This is a genomic window from Streptomyces sp. NPDC096012, from assembly GCF_040426375.1.
In the GTDB taxonomy this organism is placed as follows: domain Bacteria; phylum Actinomycetota; class Actinomycetes; order Streptomycetales; family Streptomycetaceae; genus Streptomyces.
Window position 1 is genome coordinate 90,859 of the sequence record NZ_JBEOTD010000005.1, and the last position, 16,983, is coordinate 107,841.

At 70.8% G+C, this 16,983-nt stretch carries 5 protein-coding genes; 4 read left to right on the plus strand and 1 reads right to left on the minus strand.

Going from position 1 to position 16,983, the window contains the following annotated elements:
• Positions 1-3,081, plus strand: coding sequence for a pPIWI_RE module domain-containing protein (locus tag ABVB68_RS07640; RefSeq protein ID WP_353600114.1), 3,081 nt, complete (start codon positions 1-3; stop codon positions 3,079-3,081).
• Positions 3,082-3,130: 49 nt separating this feature from the next.
• Here ABVB68_RS07640 and ABVB68_RS07645 read toward each other — a convergent pair whose 3' ends face one another.
• Complete coding sequence (locus ABVB68_RS07645; protein WP_353600115.1) at positions 3,131-4,111, minus strand: serine/threonine-protein kinase; 981 nt, start codon at positions 4,109-4,111, stop codon at positions 3,131-3,133.
• A gap of 228 nt (positions 4,112-4,339) precedes the next feature.
• Between ABVB68_RS07645 and ABVB68_RS07650 the strand changes: the two genes are divergently transcribed.
• The 3 genes from ABVB68_RS07650 (at position 4,340) to ABVB68_RS07660 (ending at position 16,959) form a co-directional block, all read left to right on the plus strand.
• Positions 4,340-9,616, plus strand: a complete 5,277-nt coding sequence (locus ABVB68_RS07650) for a DEAD/DEAH box helicase (RefSeq protein WP_353600116.1) — start codon at positions 4,340-4,342, stop codon at positions 9,614-9,616.
• Positions 9,617-9,820: 204 nt separating this feature from the next.
• Positions 9,821-12,808, plus strand: a complete 2,988-nt coding sequence (locus tag ABVB68_RS07655; protein WP_353600117.1) for a DUF8741 domain-containing protein — start codon at positions 9,821-9,823, stop codon at positions 12,806-12,808.
• Complete coding sequence (locus ABVB68_RS07660; protein WP_353600118.1) at positions 12,805-16,959, plus strand: Eco57I restriction-modification methylase domain-containing protein; 4,155 nt, start codon at positions 12,805-12,807, stop codon at positions 16,957-16,959. The genes ABVB68_RS07655 and ABVB68_RS07660 overlap by 4 nt, the downstream gene beginning before the upstream one ends.
• Positions 16,960-16,983: the final 24 nt, after the last annotated feature.

Here is a 16,983-nt window from a genome sequence, read left to right on the forward strand (position 1 = left end):
ATGCCCGTGAACTACCGTACTGTCCGCACCGCCGCCTGGGTCCCCGTCAACCCCTCGACCACCGTTACCGGGTGCTACCGTGCCCTGCCCTTTCCTGAACAGTGGCGGGACGCGATCCTAGCCCTGTGCAACGCCGGCCGTGACCCGCAGGCGGAGCCGTACCGGACCGTACCCACCCGCCGCCTGGAACAGGTTCTGCAGGCGTTCGCCCCGGACGTCCTCGCCATGCCCCGCCCGCCCTTCCATGAGCGAGGAACGGAACCGGAGGGCTGGCTGTACGTCTCGGCGGACGCCCCCGACCCGCTGCCCCCGCACGTCCTTACCCCGCTGCTCAACCGCTGGCTGGGTGATCTGCGACCCGAACCGGAGCACCGGCCCCTGCTCAAGGACGTCCGTGCCCAGCTCGCCGAACACCCGCCCGAGTGGGAACCCGTCGAACGCGAACTGCTGGCCTGCGGCCGTAGCCGGGGCGGCACCGCCGCGCCCGCCTCCCACCAGTTCACGCTCACCACGGACTGGCTGGCCCGCCGTGTCCTGGCGCTGGGACCGTACCCGTACGAGGGCGGCCGACTTCACTTCCGCGCCATGCCGCGCGGCCCCAGGGACCAAGGCGCGGAGCTGGTTTCACAGCCACTGCCGTATGAGCCGTCGCCCGGCAAGGGGACCTGGTGGTTCTCCGTCGTCCTCAACATCACCCTGCACACCGTGCCGTTCGACGCCCTGCCCCGTTTCCACCTTCACTGGTCCGTCCGCCGCTGGGCGACCCGCACGTCGCCCGCGACGGGACGGGTGCGACTGCCCTACGGCAGCCGGACCACGGTGCTGCTGCGTCCCCGGGTGCCGGTACTGCCCGGTGTGCCCCTCAGTGAGCGGTATGCCGTCGCCCAGCTGGAACGCCGTTGGGACAACGAGCGCGGCGAGTTCGCCGACGGCTGGGCCTTCGGCGGCCCGGCCCGGCTGCTGCAGGACGTTTCCCTCGGCGAACCGTTCCCCGACGCCGACGCCATCCTGACGGAGCCGGAGGACTGGCTGCGGCGCGACGCACGGGCCGGGATCGTGTACCGCACCGCGATGGGAAGCCACGAGGTCAGGGCCGGTCTGATGCCGAACCAGTGCTCGGAGCTGTCGGCCTGGGCGGAGGGGGCTCTGCCCGCCGAGCTGCGCAGGGCACCGGACCTCACGCACACCGCGCTCGCCGGGGCCAAACCGCTCAATGCTCCGCCCGCCAGCGTTCCCAAGGCAGAGCGGGAAGAGCAGGAGAACCGTCGCAGTGCCGAACGGCGGGCGGCGGTGGCGTTTGCCGTCCGGGAACTCGGTGCCGCACGGACCGGTGACGGCCGGCCGGTGCTGGAGGCGCGGCTGCTGTGGCAGTCGGCCGCGATGCGGGACGCGGCCCTCGCCGCGCTCGCCACACGGCTCGGCCTCAGGGGCGACGGCGGATCCTTCACCGAGCAGGAGTACGACGCCGGCGGCCCGGGCCACCCGGTGATGCACGAGTGGCAGGCGCCGGAACTCACCGTCCGCGTGCGGTGCCTGCGGCCCGTCGTGCGCCATGGCGACGGCACCGGTCGCGCACTGACCGCGGGTCTCGACCTCCCGGAGGGCGTGCGCCGTACCCGGGACGCGGTCACCGCGGCAGTGGCGGAACGCCGAGCAGAGACGGCGGAGTGGCTGGCCGGGGACCGCACCGGCGACGCCCCCGCGCTGGCCCTGGTCGAGATCGACCGTCCCGCCGATTTCGCGTCGCGCGACCACGATCCCAAGTTCGCCCTGCGGCTCGGCTGCGCCGACGCCGGCTTCGTCACCCAGTTCGTGGCGCTGCCCAAGAAGACCAAGGGATACAACTCCCTGGGCAACATGGATCACCGGGCCCTCATGGCCTGGGACGACGGACTGCGGCAGCTGGGGGCCCGGGTCCATCCCGAGCACGGAATCGAGCGCGGTGTTCCGCAGGGGATGCGCTACGCCGCGGTCTGGATGGTCCGCAAGAACCACACCGCACGCAACCGCTGGGCCGCCGATGCCCCGGTCGCCGTCCTGGTCACCCCGCAGGCACCTGGCAGCGGTCTGGCCCGGGTACAGGGCTGGGACCCGGATGCCGACGACGGCGCCGGGGCGTGGGTTCCGTACCCGGTCATGCTGCTCAGGCTCACCCGTCTCGCCGAGGTGCGGTCGCCTGTGCCGGCTCCGCGCGCGGAGGGCGAGGCGGTGCCCGCCGGGTGCCGCCGCGGCTGGCGGGCCGACCGCGAGGAGCAGCGGCGCGTCGCAGAGGAGTGGTTGCAGAAGGTACGTGCGTCGCTGCGCCGCCGGCCCACGATGCTGCTGGTCGATGCGCAGAACGCCCGGTCGCACTGGACCTGGCTCCAGGACGGCCGTACGGAGCCGGATCGCATCCGCGACGGCCACGCCGAGGCTCGGCGGCTCGCTCCTGACCTGCGACTGGTGCGCGTGCGTACGGGCAAGGGCCGGGAGACCGCCCAGTGGTGGGGGGTGAACCCCAAGGACGGCCCCAACGGCATCGCAGCGCACCTGTGGATTCCGGAAGGGGACGGAACGGGGCGGGTCTTCTACAGCACCACCCCCAAACCGGTTCAGTTCAGTACCTCGGCGGTGGAGGCGGACAAACTGGCGCCACGCCCCATCCGAATGGGCAGGCGCAAGGGAGAGCCGACCATTGACACGGGGGTGGTGGGCTGGATGCCGGCCCTGGTCGAACTGGCCGTCCTCGGCTGCCACACCGAAGACGGCGACGACCCGCAGGCCCTTGCCCTCGCCGCCCACCTGCTGCGCCAGCCCCCCGACTACCCCCAGGCGCTCGCTCTGCCGCTGCCCCTGCACCTGGCGGGCCTGGGGCAGCAATACGTCTTGCCCACGCGGCCCGAAGAAGGAGCCGACTCGGTGGACGGAGTGGAAGCCCTGGCGGACGGCGCACAGGTTCCGGCCGTTCCGCCGGAGGAGGAGAACTCGGACGCCGTGGCGGATCCCGATCCGGCCACGACCGCGTCAGCGGGTCTCACGCTCGAACCGGAGCTGCCCGAATCCGTCGACGGCGAGGAGCAATTGGCGCTGTTCGGTTTCTGACCGGACGCCGTCGGCGAGAGTGCGCGGTCCGGCCGGCCTTCGCGCACAGTCAGCGTGCCGGCCCGCGCCTTGCTCGGCCGACCGCCCGCGCCCAGGCCCGCACCGGCCGCGCGTCCGGACCCATCGGGTGGGTGAAGGGCCGCAGCGGGTCCACCTCCGCCCACGGCACCAGCGCTTCTTCGGGCGCGCGACGCGCCGGTAACCACGCGGCGAGGCGCCGCCACACCTCGCCCGCGTGGACGGGCCGTTCGTCGGGTTCCTTGGCCAGCAACTGAAGCACGAGTGTCTCAAGCGCGGTGGGAATCCCGCCGCGCAGCTCCCGGAGCGGCACGGGCGGCTTCTCCAGGATCATGCCGGGCAGCATCAGTTCCGACTCGTGGGCGAAGACCGGCTCGCCCGTCAGCATCGCGTAGAGCAGGCAGCCGAGTGCGTACAGGTCCGTACGCGCGTCTACCGGCTGGCCCCTGATCTGCTCCGGCGCCATGCACTCCAGGCTTCCGGGGCGTTCACCGGTCGTTGTGAGAGATGTCGAGTCCGGATCGAGGAAGGCGGCGACACCGAAGTCCAGGACCTTCACCACCCCGTCCGTGCGGATGACAACGTTGCTGCCCTTGAGGTCCCGGTGTACGACGTCGCGGGCATGCACGGAGCCGAGGACGGAGGCGATCTGCACGCCGATCGAGGCGGTCTCCTCGACGGAGAGAGAGCCTTCTTCGGCGATGCGGTCGTCCAGCGCCGGCCCGAGCACGTACTGCATCACGAGAAAACGGGCGCCGTTCTCCTCGCCGAGGTCGTAGACGGTCGCCAACCCGGGGTGGTCGAGCCGGGCGACGGCCTGGGCCTCGCGGCGGAACCGCTCGGCGTCCCGGGCCCGTTGCTCGTCGGTGAGGGCCGGATCGACGTTCATGGTCTTCAGCGCCACGTCGCGGCCGAGGTTCTCGTCATGCGCGAGCCAGACGACGCCCATGCCGCCCCGGCCGATGAGGTTCTTGATCCGGTATCTGCCGGCGATCAGCGATCCCGTGTTCATGCGCGGTGCGGCCCCGTCCCCTCCGGCGCCCTGAGGCCCTTTACCCCGGGCGGTCGTCGAGGGGAAGTGTGGCATGAGAGCGTCTGCCGCGCATCGACCGAGAATGCTGCATACGTTGACTGTGTTCACACTCAACTGATTCAATGCAATTGAGGGAGGGGTGGGCCCGCTCATGCCTTCACCCGTTACGGTGACGTGTGGATCGCGTCGGGAAAAAGTGAGGAACATGTGGACGTCTTCGGGGTGCACCGCCGACTTATCCAGGACTACAAGGAGTACACGTCCGGGTCGGTAGTGATCGACGATCCGCGCATCGGTGAGAAGGTCTCCAAGTCCCTCGCCGACGGCGATCAGTGGCCCGATCCCTGGCTCTCCCTGAACCCGAGCTTCGAGCGGGGCGGCACCGTCGACCGCCTCGCCGACGACCTGGGCCTGCTGCACCCCGAGTGCAAGCGCATCTTCCGCGTCGGCAAGGACAAGCCGGACGCGACCGTCCGCCCCATCACCTTCCACCGCCACCAATACGACGCCATCGAGGCCGCCGCCTCCCGGCAGTCCTACGTCCTGACCACCGGCACCGGCTCCGGCAAGAGCCTTGGCTACATCGTGCCCATCGTCGACCGCGTCCTGCGCGATAAGGACGCCGGAGCGCCCCCCGGTGTCAAGGCAATCATCGTCTACCCGATGAACGCCCTGGCCAACAGTCAGATGGGCGAGCTGAAGAAGTTCCTCACCGCCGGCTACGGCGAAGGTGAGGAGCCGGTGACGTACGCCCGTTACACCGGCCAGGAGAAGCAGGCCGACAAGGACGCGGTGCTCGACAACCCGCCGGACATCCTGCTCACCAACTACGTGATGCTGGAACTGATGCTCACCCGGCCCGAGGAGCGCAAGCGCCTCATCAGCCGGGCCAAGGGCCTGCGCTTCCTCGTCCTCGACGAGTTGCACACTTACCGCGGTCGGCAGGGTGCTGATGTCGCCGTGCTGGTGCGGCGCGTGCGTGAGGCGTGCGAGTCGCCCGACCTCCAGTGCGTCGGCACGTCTGCCACCATGGCCACCGACGGCACCCCGGCCGCCCGCCGCCGTGCCGTCGCCGATGTCGCCTCCACGTTGTTCGACACGGAGATCCTCCCGGAGCGGGTGGTGGGCGAGACGCTGGTCCGGGCGACCGGCGACGCCACTCCCACCTCCGCCGAACTCGCCGCGCGTGTAAGGGAGAACAACCCACCACAGGAGTACGCGGCACTCGCCGCCGACCCGCTGGCCCGCTGGATCGAGACCACGTTCGGACTTACCAAGGTCACCGACGAAGACGGCACGGAACTGCTCGTCCGGGCCGATCCCGTCACCGTGGAACTCGCCGCCCGCGCCCTGCGCGAAAAGGCCTTCGACATCCCGAAGAAGGCGCCCGACGACGAGCCGTACACGGCCTGCATGAATGCCATCCGCGCCACCCTGCAGGCCGGCTCGCAGGCCCGTGACCCTGAGACCGACCGGCCCCTGTTCGCCTTCCGGCTGCACCAGTTCCTCTCCAAGGGCGGCTCGGCGTACGTGTCCCTGGAGCCGGCCGAGAGCCGCTACATCACCCGCACCTACCAGCAGCGGGTGCCCGGGCAACCGGAGAAGCTGCTCCTCCCGCTGTCCTTCTGCCGCGAATGCGGCCAGGAATACCTGACCGTTGCCCGGGACCAACGCGACGACGGCACGGTGGCCTTCCGCACTCGCGAAGACGAGGACGACGACCAGGGATACCTCTACGTCTCCGCCACCAACCCCTGGCCCGAGCATCTGGGCGACGCCGTCGAGCAGCGCCGCTTCCCCGACAGCTGGCTCACCCTCGACCCGAAGAAAGCAACGACTGTCCTCAACGCGAGCCGCAGAAAGCGCGCGCCCCAGCCGGTGTGGGTGCGGCCCGACGGCGAAACCGTGGACAAGGGCCACAAGGACGGCCTGTACGCGGCCTATCTGCCCGCCCCGTTCCTGTTCTGCCTGGAGTGCGGGGTCAGCTACGAGGAGGTGCGGGAGCGTGACTTCGCCAAGCTGATGACGCTCGACCAGGAGGGCCGCTCCACGGCCACGTCCGTCGTCAGCGCCTCCATCGTGCGTCACCTCAAGGGGCTTCCCGAGAAAGAACTCGGCAAGGATGCGCGCAAGTTGCTCACCTTCGTCGACAACCGGCAGGACGCCAGCCTGCAGTCCGGGCACTTCAACGACTTCGTGATGGTCACCCAGCTGCGTGGTGCGCTGTACCGCGCCATGCAGGAGGCGGGGAAGAAGGGGCTGCGCTGGAAGCGGCTCGGCGAGGAGGTCGTGGAGGCCATGGGACTGGCCTCGCACGAGTACGCCAACAACCCCACCGAGGTGACGGCGCTCGCCGAGGAAACCCGGGACGCGCTGGCCCAGATCGCCGAGTACCGGCTCTTCCTGGACCTGGAGCGCGGCTGGCGGGTCACCATGCCCAACCTGGAGCAGACCGGCCTCCTCGGCCTGGAGTACGCCGGTCTCGACGAGATCGCCGAGGATGAGGAGCGCTGGCAGCGGGCCGCGGGCCCGCTGCGCACCGCCACCCCCGCCACCCGCCTTGACCTCGCCCGGGTCCTCATGGACGAGCTGCGCCGCCAGCGGGCCGTCGACACGCCGTACTTCACCGAGGCCAAGTTCAACGAGCTGCGCAAGGAGTCGGCGAAGCTCAACGACGCCTGGGGGATCGCTGACACCGAGGCCGCTCCCCCCGCTCCGACCATCGCCCTGCCGCGTGCGGGGCGGCCGGGCCGCAGCCGCAGCGAGAAGAACCTCACCGGCCGGGGTGCCTTCGGCCGCTTCGTGCGCAAGCCGGGGACCTTCCCCGACTGGCGGCACGACCTCTCCCTCGCCGACGCCCAGGACGTCATCACCGACCTGCTCGACGTCCTCGCCGACGGCGGTGTCCTCACCCGCGTCACGCAGGGCCGGAACGAGGAGCCCGGTTACCGGATCAACCACACGGTGATCCGCTGGCACGCCCGCGACGACGACCACGGCACGGTGGACCGGCTCCGCCGCACCTACCGCACCGGACGGGGACCCCGCGTCAACGCCTTCTTCAAGGGCCTCTACAAGGACGTCGCCAGTACCTTCGCCGGCCTGCACGCGGCCGAACACACCGCCCAGGTCCACCCCGACATCCGCGAGGAGCGGGAACGCCTGTTCAGCAAGGGAGCCCCGCTGCCCGTGCTGTACTGCTCGCCGACGATGGAACTGGGCGTCGACATCGCCAGCCTCAACTCGGTCAACCTGCGCAACGTACCGCCGACCCCTGCCAACTACGCCCAGCGTTCGGGCCGTGCCGGCCGCTCCGGTCAGCCTGCGCTGGTCACCACGTATTGCGCCACCGGCAACAGCCACGACCAGTACTACTTCACCCGCTCCGACCAGATGGTCGCCGGCACCGTCGCCCCGCCGCGCCTGGACCTGGCCAACGAGGACCTGCTCGCCTCGCACGTGCACGCCATCTGGCTCGCCGAGACCGGCCTGGAACTGGGTCGCTCCATGACGAAGATCATCGACGCGGACGGGAAGACCCCCTCCCTGGCCCTGCTGCCCGAGGTGCGCGAGCAGATCGCCAACAAGAGGGCGCAAGCACGAGCCCTGGGCCGTGCCCGTACCGTCCTTGCCGGCTGCGCCGACACACTGCGGGACACCTCGTGGTGGCACGAGCGGTGGCTGGAGGACACCGTCAGTGGCGCTCCGGGCGCCTTCGACCGCGCCTGCGGCCGCTGGCGCACCCTGTACCAGAAGGCGCTGGAGGAGCGTGAGCTCCAGCACGACAACATCCGCAACCGTACGGCGACCGGCCGCTCCCAGCAGCAGGCCGTACGCCGCCGCGCCCAGGCGGAGAACCAGATCGCGCTCCTGGAGAACCGCCAGGGCGGCGAGCGCACGGTACTGTCCGACTTCTACCCGTACCGCTACTTCGCCTCCGAGGGCTTCCTGCCCGGCTACTCCTTCCCCAGGCTGCCGCTGGCCGCGTACATCCCCGGCACCGGGCGCACCAGCCGTGGCTACGACGGTGACTACCTCCAGCGGTCCCGTTTCATCGCGATCCGCGAATTCGGCCCCGGCGCACTGATCTACCACGAGGGCAGCCGCTTCAAGGTGAATCGGGTCCAGCTGCCCCCGGACAGCTCCGGCGAGCTGACCACCGACAGCGCCAAGGTGTGCCAGAGCTGTGGCTACCTGTCGCCGGAGGACCAGCGCGAGGACACCTGCCCCGGCTGCCGGGGCACGCTCGGCGACTCCCGCACCGGTCTCCTGCAGCTGCACACGGTGTTCACCCAGCGCCGCGACCGGATCTCCTCCGACGAGGAGGAGCGCCAGCGCACCGGCTACGCCGTGGAGATCTCCTACCGGTTCAAGAAGCACGAGGACGGCCGCGACGGCTCCCTGCGGGCCGAAGCCAAGACCGCGGCCGGCCGGCTTCTCGCCCACCTCGCCTACGGCGACAGCGCCACGGTCCGGCTCACCAACCTCGGCTACCGCCGCTCGGTCGCCAAGGGCGAGATCGGCTTCTGGATCGACCCGGTCACGGGGGAGTGGCTGGCCGGCTCCACCGGCGCCAAGGACACGGGCACAGCCGGCCGGGAGACCCCGGAGGAGCAGGAGGGCCTGGCCGACGCCGACAAGGTGCAGCGCAAGATCCCCGTCATCCCCTACGTCCAGGACACCCGCAACATCCTCGTGCTCCAGCTCGCCGCCCCTGTCGACCGGGACACCGCGATCACCCTCCAGTACGCGCTGGAGCGGGGCATCGAGGCCGAGTTCCAGCTGGAGGACTCCGAGCTGGACACCTGGGAGCTGCCGCCGCACGACGGCCCCCGCGAGCGGCTGCTGTTCATCGAGAGCGCCGAGGGCGGCGCGGGCGTCCTGCGCCGGCTGCAGGCCGAGCCCGACGCGCTGGCCCGCGCCGCCCGCCGAGCCCTGGAGATCGCGCACTACGACCAGGAGGGCCGCGACCGGGGTGCCGAGAAGTCCAACGGTGACCCCTGCGAGAAGGGCTGCTACCACTGCCTGCTCTCCTTCGGCAACCAGCGCCACCACCGGGCGATCAACCGCCGTCTGGTCCGCGACCTGCTGATGGAACTCAAGGGCGGTTCGGTCGGCGGCGGCCACGTCGGCCGCACCCGCGACGAGCACGCCGACGCGCTCATCGAGGGCGCCGACTCCTCCCTGGAGGAGCGGTTCATCGCCTACCTGCGCACCCACGGCCACCATCTGCCGCAGCACCAGCAGATGAAGGTGAGCACGGCCCTGTCCAAGCCGGACTTCGTCTACGACACCGGCTACGGGCCGGTCGCGGTGTTCGTCGACGGTCCGCACCACGACCACGCAGAGACGACGCTGCGCGACGAGGAAGCCGCCGAGCGGCTGAAGGAGATCGGCTGGGAGGTCATCCGCATCCGGTACGACGACGACTGGGCCAAGGCCGTCGCCGAGTACCCTTCTGTGTTCGGCGAGGCTCGCCGCTGACCTGCGGTGGGGCGGATCCGTACCCGGTCCGCCCCACCGGGGTCCGCGCGGACCTCACCTGCCGTGCATCAGGGCGGCACAGCACGCGCCGCCCTGTCCGGCCTCCGCCTGCCCGATCCCGTCGAACCGCCCCGCCCGTCACCTCTTCTCCCGCCGTCCGCCGGCCCGACCGCAGCCCGCCCGCCCCGACCCCGGAAGGCACCCATGACCACCGCCGCCCAGCCGACCCAGCAGCAGTACGCGGTCGGCTCCCTTGTCCACGCCCGGGGCCGTGAGTGGGTCGTACTGCCGGACTCCACGCCGGACCTCCTCGTCCTGCGCCCCCTCGGCGGCGCCGACGACGACATCGCGGGTGTCCTGCCCGGCCTGGAGCGGGTGGTCCCCGCCACCTTCGCCCCGCCCACCCCGTCCGACCTGGGCGACCAGCAGGCCGCCGGGCTGCTGCGCACCGCCCTGCGCATCGGTTTCCGCTCCGGCGCGGGCCCCTTCCGCTCGCTCGCCTCGGTCTCCGTGGACCCCCGCCCGTACCAGCTGGTGCCGCTGCTGATGGCGCTGCGCCAGGACACCGTCCGGCTGCTGATCGCCGACGACGTCGGTATCGGCAAGACGGTGGAGGCCGGGCTGGTCGCCGCCGAGCTGCTGGCCCAAGGCGACGCCCGCGGCCTGGTCGTGCTGTGCTCGCCGGCCCTGGCCGAGCAGTGGCGGGCCGAGCTGCACAGCAAGTTCGGCGTGGACGCCCGGCTCGTGTTGCCGTCCACGATCGGCAGGCTGCTGCGCGAGACGCCGTACGGACATTCGGTGTTCCGCCCCGAAGGCGCCTACGTCGTCTCCACCGACTTCATCAAGTCGCCCCGCCACCGCGAGGACTTCCTGAACAACTGCCCCGACCTGGTGATCGTCGACGAGGCGCACTCCTGCGTCGCCGAGACCGCAATCGGTGCCTCCGCCCGCACCTCCCAGCAGCGGTACTCCCTGCTGCGTGCCCTCGCCGACCGACCGGACCGCCACCTGCTGCTGGTCACCGCCACCCCGCACAGCGGCAAGGAGGAGCCCTTCCGCCGCCTGCTCGGTCTGCTCGACGAGCGCCTCGCCACGGTCAGCCTGGACACGGAGGCGGGCCGCCGGCTGCTCGCGGAGTTCTTCGTGCAGCGCCGCCGCGCCGACATCCGCGAGGACTTCGGCGACGGCGCGCACTTCCCCTCCTCCCGCGACACCGCCGAGTGCCCGTACACCCTGCACCACGACTACAAGAAGCTCCTCGACGAGGTGCTTGCGTACGCCCGCGAGACCGTCCGCGCCGCCGACGGAGCCCTCCAGCAGCGTCAGCGCTGGTGGTCAACCCTCGCCTTGCTGCGCACCCTGTCCTCCTCCCCGGCCGCCGCCGTGCAGTCCCTGAACACCCGGGCCGGTGTCGAGGAGGCCGCCTCACCGGAGGAGGCCGACCGCACCGGTGAGCGCACCGTCTCCGACCCGGCCGACAGCGAGGGCGCGGAGTCGGCCGACGCGGTGCCCGGCACCCGGCTGCCCGCCGCGGCGGAGACGGCCGAGGGTCCCGGTCCCGACGACGCCTCCGGCACCACGGAGGGCGACGAGGAGAAGGCCCGTCTGATCACCATGGCCGAGGCGGCCAGGCGTCTTGAGGGCCCCACCCGCGACACCAAGCTCAAGAAGCTGATCGCCACCGTCACCGACCTGCTCGACGAGGGCTACCGGCCCATCGTCTTCTGCCGCTACATCGCGACCGCCGACTACATCGCTAAGCACCTCGCCAAGACTCTCAACAAGAAGGGCGCCGAGCACCCGGTCGCCGTGGCATCCGTCACCGGCGAACTCTCGCCCGACCAGCGGGTCGCCCGCATCGCCGAGCTGACCGGCGCCGACGAGGACGGCAACCCGCCGGCTGAGCGCCGTGTCCTGGTCGCCACCGACTGCCTGTCCGAGGGCGTCAACCTCCAGGAGTCCTTCGACGCCGTCGTCCACTACGACCTCGCCTGGAACCCCACCCGGCACGAGCAGCGCGAGGGCCGCGTCGACCGCTTCGGCCAGCGCACCGACGTCGTGAAAGCGCTCACCCTGTACGGCGCCGACAACCCGGTCGACGGCATCGTCCTGAACGTCCTGCTGCGCAAGCACGAACGCATCCGCCGCGTCACCGGCATCTCGGTGCCCGTGCCGCAGGAGTCCGAGAGCGCCATGCAGGCCGTCTTCGAGGGTCTGATCCTGCGTGGCGAGAAGCCGGCCTACGAGCAGGAGGGCCTGTTCCCGCAGGAGGAGGCCGCCGCCGCCGAGCAGCTCGAGATCGCCTGGCAGTCCTCCGCCGAGCGTGAGAAACGCAACCGCTCTCGCTATGCGCAGCACCGCATCAGGAAGGACGAGGTGGCGGCCGAGGTCGCCGAGATCCGTGCCGCGCTCGGCACCGGCGAGGAGGTGCGCGACTTCACGCGCCGCGCCCTGGCGGCCCTGCGCGGCATGCCCGCCCCGACGAAGCAGGGCGGCTTCACCGTCCACACCGATGCCCTCCCGCGCGGCCTGCGCGACGCCATCTCCGCCGCGCTCGGCCCCCGCCACCCCCGCCCGATCGTCTTCCACGACGCCCCGAGCGCCCCGCGAGGCGAGGCCGCCCTCACCCGCACCGACCCGGTGGTCACCGCCACCGCCCGGTTCGTGCTCGACGCGGCCCTCGACGACGCCGACAAGGTTCCGCAGGAGCAGCGTCCGGCCCGCCGCTGCGGTGTCGTCCGCACCAAGGCGGTCGCCCGTCCCACCACCCTCCTGCTGGTCCGCCACCGCTTCCAGCTAAATCTGCCGACGCGCAAGGGCGGGACGGTCGAGCGGCTCGCCGAGGACGCCCGGGTGGTCGCTTTCCAGGGCAGCGCCACCGCCCCCGAATGGCTGCCCGAAGACGAGGCACTGGCCCTCCTGGACGCTCGTGCCGCCGGGAACACCGACCCCAAGTTCGCCGTCAGGCACATCGAGGAGATCCTCGCCGCCCTCCACACCGTCCTGATGCCCGCACTACGGCTGCGGTCGGCCGAACTGGGCAAGCGGCTGGAGGACTCCCACCACCGGGTCCGCACCGCTTCCCAGGCCCGCCGACAGGGACTGAAGGTCCTTCCGCAGGGCGACCCCGACGTCCTCGGTGTCTACCACTACCGCCCGGTCGCATCGATCATTCAGGGAGCGGACGCATGAGCCTCGCCAGGACCCTCGTCACCGACACCGTCGCCACCGTCGGCGGCCTGCTCCCGTACGACCTCCTGGTACGGATCAAGGAGGGCAAGGAGCAGACTGGCTCCAAGCCCGCCGACTACCGCCTCTACGCCAAGGGCGACTCGGTTCGGGACGCCGCCGAACGCTCCTGGGGCTACCTGCGCGGCGTGTGGACCGCCTACCAGGACGCCCTGGCCCGCGACGGCGCTGACGCCGACCCCGGCGCCCACGCGGTCGGTCTGACCACCGAACGCTGGCTGCTGCCCCTCTTCGAACAGCTCGGCTTCGGCGCACTCGCCCCCGTGCCCGCCCCCGGACTGCGCTCCCGCGACGGTGAGAAGGACTTCGACGTCAGCCACCACTGGGCGCACGTGCCCGTGCACCTCACCGGCTGGAACGTCCCCCTCGATCAGCGCACCCCGGAACTGGCCAAGCAGATCCCGCAGTCGATGGTCCAGGAGTACCTCAACCGCTCCGCGGACTCCACCCTGTGGGGCGTGCTCTCCAACGGCCGACAGCTGCGCCTGCTGCGCGAGTCCGCCTCCCTCACCGGCGCCGCCTTCATCGAGTTCGACCTCCAGGCGATCTTCGAGGGCGACCGCTCCGACGACTTCGTGCTGCTGTGGCGGCTGCTGCACCGCACCCGCTTCGAGCCCCGCGCCGAGGGTGAGCCGGCCGCGACCTGCCCGTTGGAGAAGTGGCGCACCGAGGCCATCGACAGCGGCACCCGCGCCCTGAAGGAACTCCGCAAGGGCGTCGAGAAGGCCCTCGTCGCCATCGGCAACGGTCTCATCGCCCACCCCGACAACACGGCCTTGCGTGACGCCTTGCGCACCCGCGAGAAGAACGTCCGCGACCACCTCCACCCGGCGCTGCTCCGCCTCGCGTACCGTCTGCTGTTCCTCTTCGTCACCGAGGACCGCGACCTGCTGCTGCACCCCGAGGCGACGACCACTGCCCGGGACACCTATGAGAAGTACTTCTCCACGGCCCGCCTGCGCCGCCTCGCCCGCCGCACCGGCACCCTCCACGGCGACCAGTGGTGCGCCCTGAACCTGGTCGTCAAGGGCCTCGGCACCCCCGGGGGCCGTCCCGAACTGGGTCTACCCGCCCTCGGTGGCCTCTTCGAGCCGACGGAGACGGACGAGATCCTGGAGGGTCTCAGCCTCTCCAACCAGGCCCTGTACGAGGCCGTACGGGCCTTGTCCGTGGTCAACGACGTCAAGCTGGGCCGACCTCGCAAGGTCGACTACCGCCACCTCGGCGCGGACGAACTCGGCTCGGTCTACGAGTCGCTGCTGGAGCTGGAACCGCGTGTGGACGACGCCGGGAAGTACGTCCTCGCCAAGCTCGACGGCAACGACCGCAAGACCTCCGGCTCCTACTACACCCCGTCCCCGCTCATCGACTGCCTCCTCGACTCCACGCTCGACCCGCTCATCGACCAGGCCGTCCGCTCCGGCACGACGCCGAAGGAGCGCGAGGACGCCCTGCTCGCCCTCACGGTCTGCGACCCCGCCTGCGGTTCGGGGCACTTCCTGGTCGCCGCCGCCCGCCGTATCGCCCGCCGCCTCGCCGAGATCCGCAAGGACGACCCCGAGCCCAGCGCCGAGGACGTACGACACGCCCTGCGCGACGTCGTCTCCCGCTGCGTCTACGGCGTCGACCTCAACCGCATGGCCGTCGAACTGGCCAAGGTCTCCCTGTGGATCGAGGCCATGGAGCCGGGCCGGCCCCTCACCTTCCTCGACGCCCACATCAAGCACGGCAACGGCCTGCTCGGCACGACGCCGAAGCTGCTGGCCGGCGGCCTGCCCGACGACGCGTTCAAGCCGCTGGAGGGCGACGACGGCAAGCACGTCCGCGACCTGAGGAAGCGGAACGCCTCGGAGCGTGCCGCCTGGCAGATGGCTCTGAAGATGGGCGCGAGGCAGGGTGAGCTGTTCTCGAAGGAAGGGCTTGTTCTCGACTCCAACACGGAGTTCGGCCAGAAGCTGTCGGCGATCACCGGCACCGAGTCGCTGGAACTGGAGGACGTCCAGGACCAGGCCCGCGAGTACCGCGCGCTGACCACCTCCCGCGACTACATCCGGGCCCTGGAACTGGCGGACGCGTGGTGCGCGGCGTTCGTCTGGAAGAAGACCAAGACTGCGACGCCGCCCGCGCTGACCACGAAGTCCCTCCTCACCCTCCACTCCGAGGACGGCGGCGCGAGCCTCCCGGACGGCACGCTGGAGGAGCTGGCGCGGCTGCGGGAGGAGTACCGCTTCTTCCACTGGCACCTGGAGTTCCCCGAGGTCTTCCGTGTCCCGGCGGACCCGGACGCGCCGGGCGTGGACGAGCGCACGGGGTGGCATGGCGGGTTCAGATGCGTGCTGGGGAATCCGCCGTGGGAGCGGGTCAAGCTGCAGGAGCAGGAGTTCTTCGCCACCCGGGACGAGGAGATCGCGAACGCCGCGAACAAGGCGGCCCGTGAGCGCATGATCGACGCGTTGGCGGACAGCGAGGAGGAGACGGACCGCGCGCTGCACGCCGAGTTCATCGCCGCCCGCCGCCTCTCCGAGGGCATCAGCCATGTGCTGCGCGACTCGGGCCGTTTCCCGCTGGCCGGGCGGGGTGACGTCAACACCTACGCGGTGTTCGCGGAGGCTGCCTCCTTGGGAATCGCCCCGACCGGGCGCCTGGGTCTGGTCCTGCCCACCGGTATCGCGACCGACGCCACGACGGCGCCGTTCTTCTCCGACCTGGTGCGTACGGCACGGATCGCCTCGTTCCTGGACTTCGAGAACGAGTCGTTCATCCTGAGCCGGGACGTGGACCATCGAGTGCGTTTCTCCCTGCTCACCGCCACCGGCGTGGGCACCCAGGTCGACAAGGCGTCTTTTGCCTTCGGCACCCGGTACATAGAGGACCTGGACAGCCGGCGGTTCGCCATGCCCCCGGAGGAGATCCTGCTGGTCAACCCGAACACGGGCACGCTCCCGGTGTTCCGTACCCGTCGGGACGCCGAGATCACCCTGGGCATCTACCGCCGGGTTCCGGTACTCATGCGGGAACCGGGCGAGGACGGCTGGGGCGGCACCAACCCGTGGGGCCTGACGTTCATGACCATGTTCCACATGTCCAACGACTCCCACCTCTTCCGGGTCCGGGAGGAGCTGGAGGACGAGGGCTGGCGGCTGACCGGTAACGTGTTCGTCCGCCCGGAGGCGGAGGACACGCGGCGGTACCTCCCTCTGTACGAGGCGAAGATGCTCCACCACTTCGACCACCGCCTGGGAACCTATGAGGGCCAGACCCAGGCCCAGGCCAACATGGGCACCCTCCCACGGGTGACCCCGGAACAGCACGACGACCCGGACTTCGCCCCGCTGCCCCGTTACTGGGTGCCTGAATTCGATGTGGACTCGGGTAAGCGGGACAAGAAGGGCAACCGGATCATGTGGGCGGGGGTTCAGACGCGGCTGGCGGATCGGGAGTGGTGGAACGGGTGGTTGATGGGGTGGCGGGATGTGGCCCGTTCCACCGATACGCGAACCATGATTGGGACGCCGCTCCCGGCCTACGGGGTCGGCCACAAGTTCCCGTTGATGTTCGTGGAAGCGGATGCTGCTGCCCTCAGCGGGGTGCTGGCGTCGTACGCCTTTGACTACGTCGTGCGGCAGAAGGTCGCCGGTACCTCGATGACCTACGGGTACCTCATGCAGTTTCCGGTTCCCCTGCCGGATGCCGAGTTGCCGTTCAGCGCCACGGAGGGGGTATCCCTTGCGGCTTGGCTAAGGCCTCGCGTGTTGGAACTGACTTATACATCGCGCGACATGGCTTCCTTCGCCAACGATCACGGGGTCGAAGGTGCGCCCTTTCGATGGAACGACGAGCGCCGTGAACTCGTCCGCGCGGAGTTGGACGCGGCCCTCTTCCATGTCTACGGGCTTAGCCGCGCAGACGTCGAGTACGTGATGGACACGTTCCCCACGGTTCGGAAGCGGGAGGAGGCCCTGTGCGGTACCTATCGCACCAAGGACCTCATCCTCGACGTCTACGACCGCATGGCGGAAGTCCGGGCAGCTGGCGGCGAGTACCAGACCGTACTCGACCCGCCGGCGGGGGAGGGCCCCCGCCACAAGGCCTGAGTGCCGTGACCTCGGGCGGGCCCG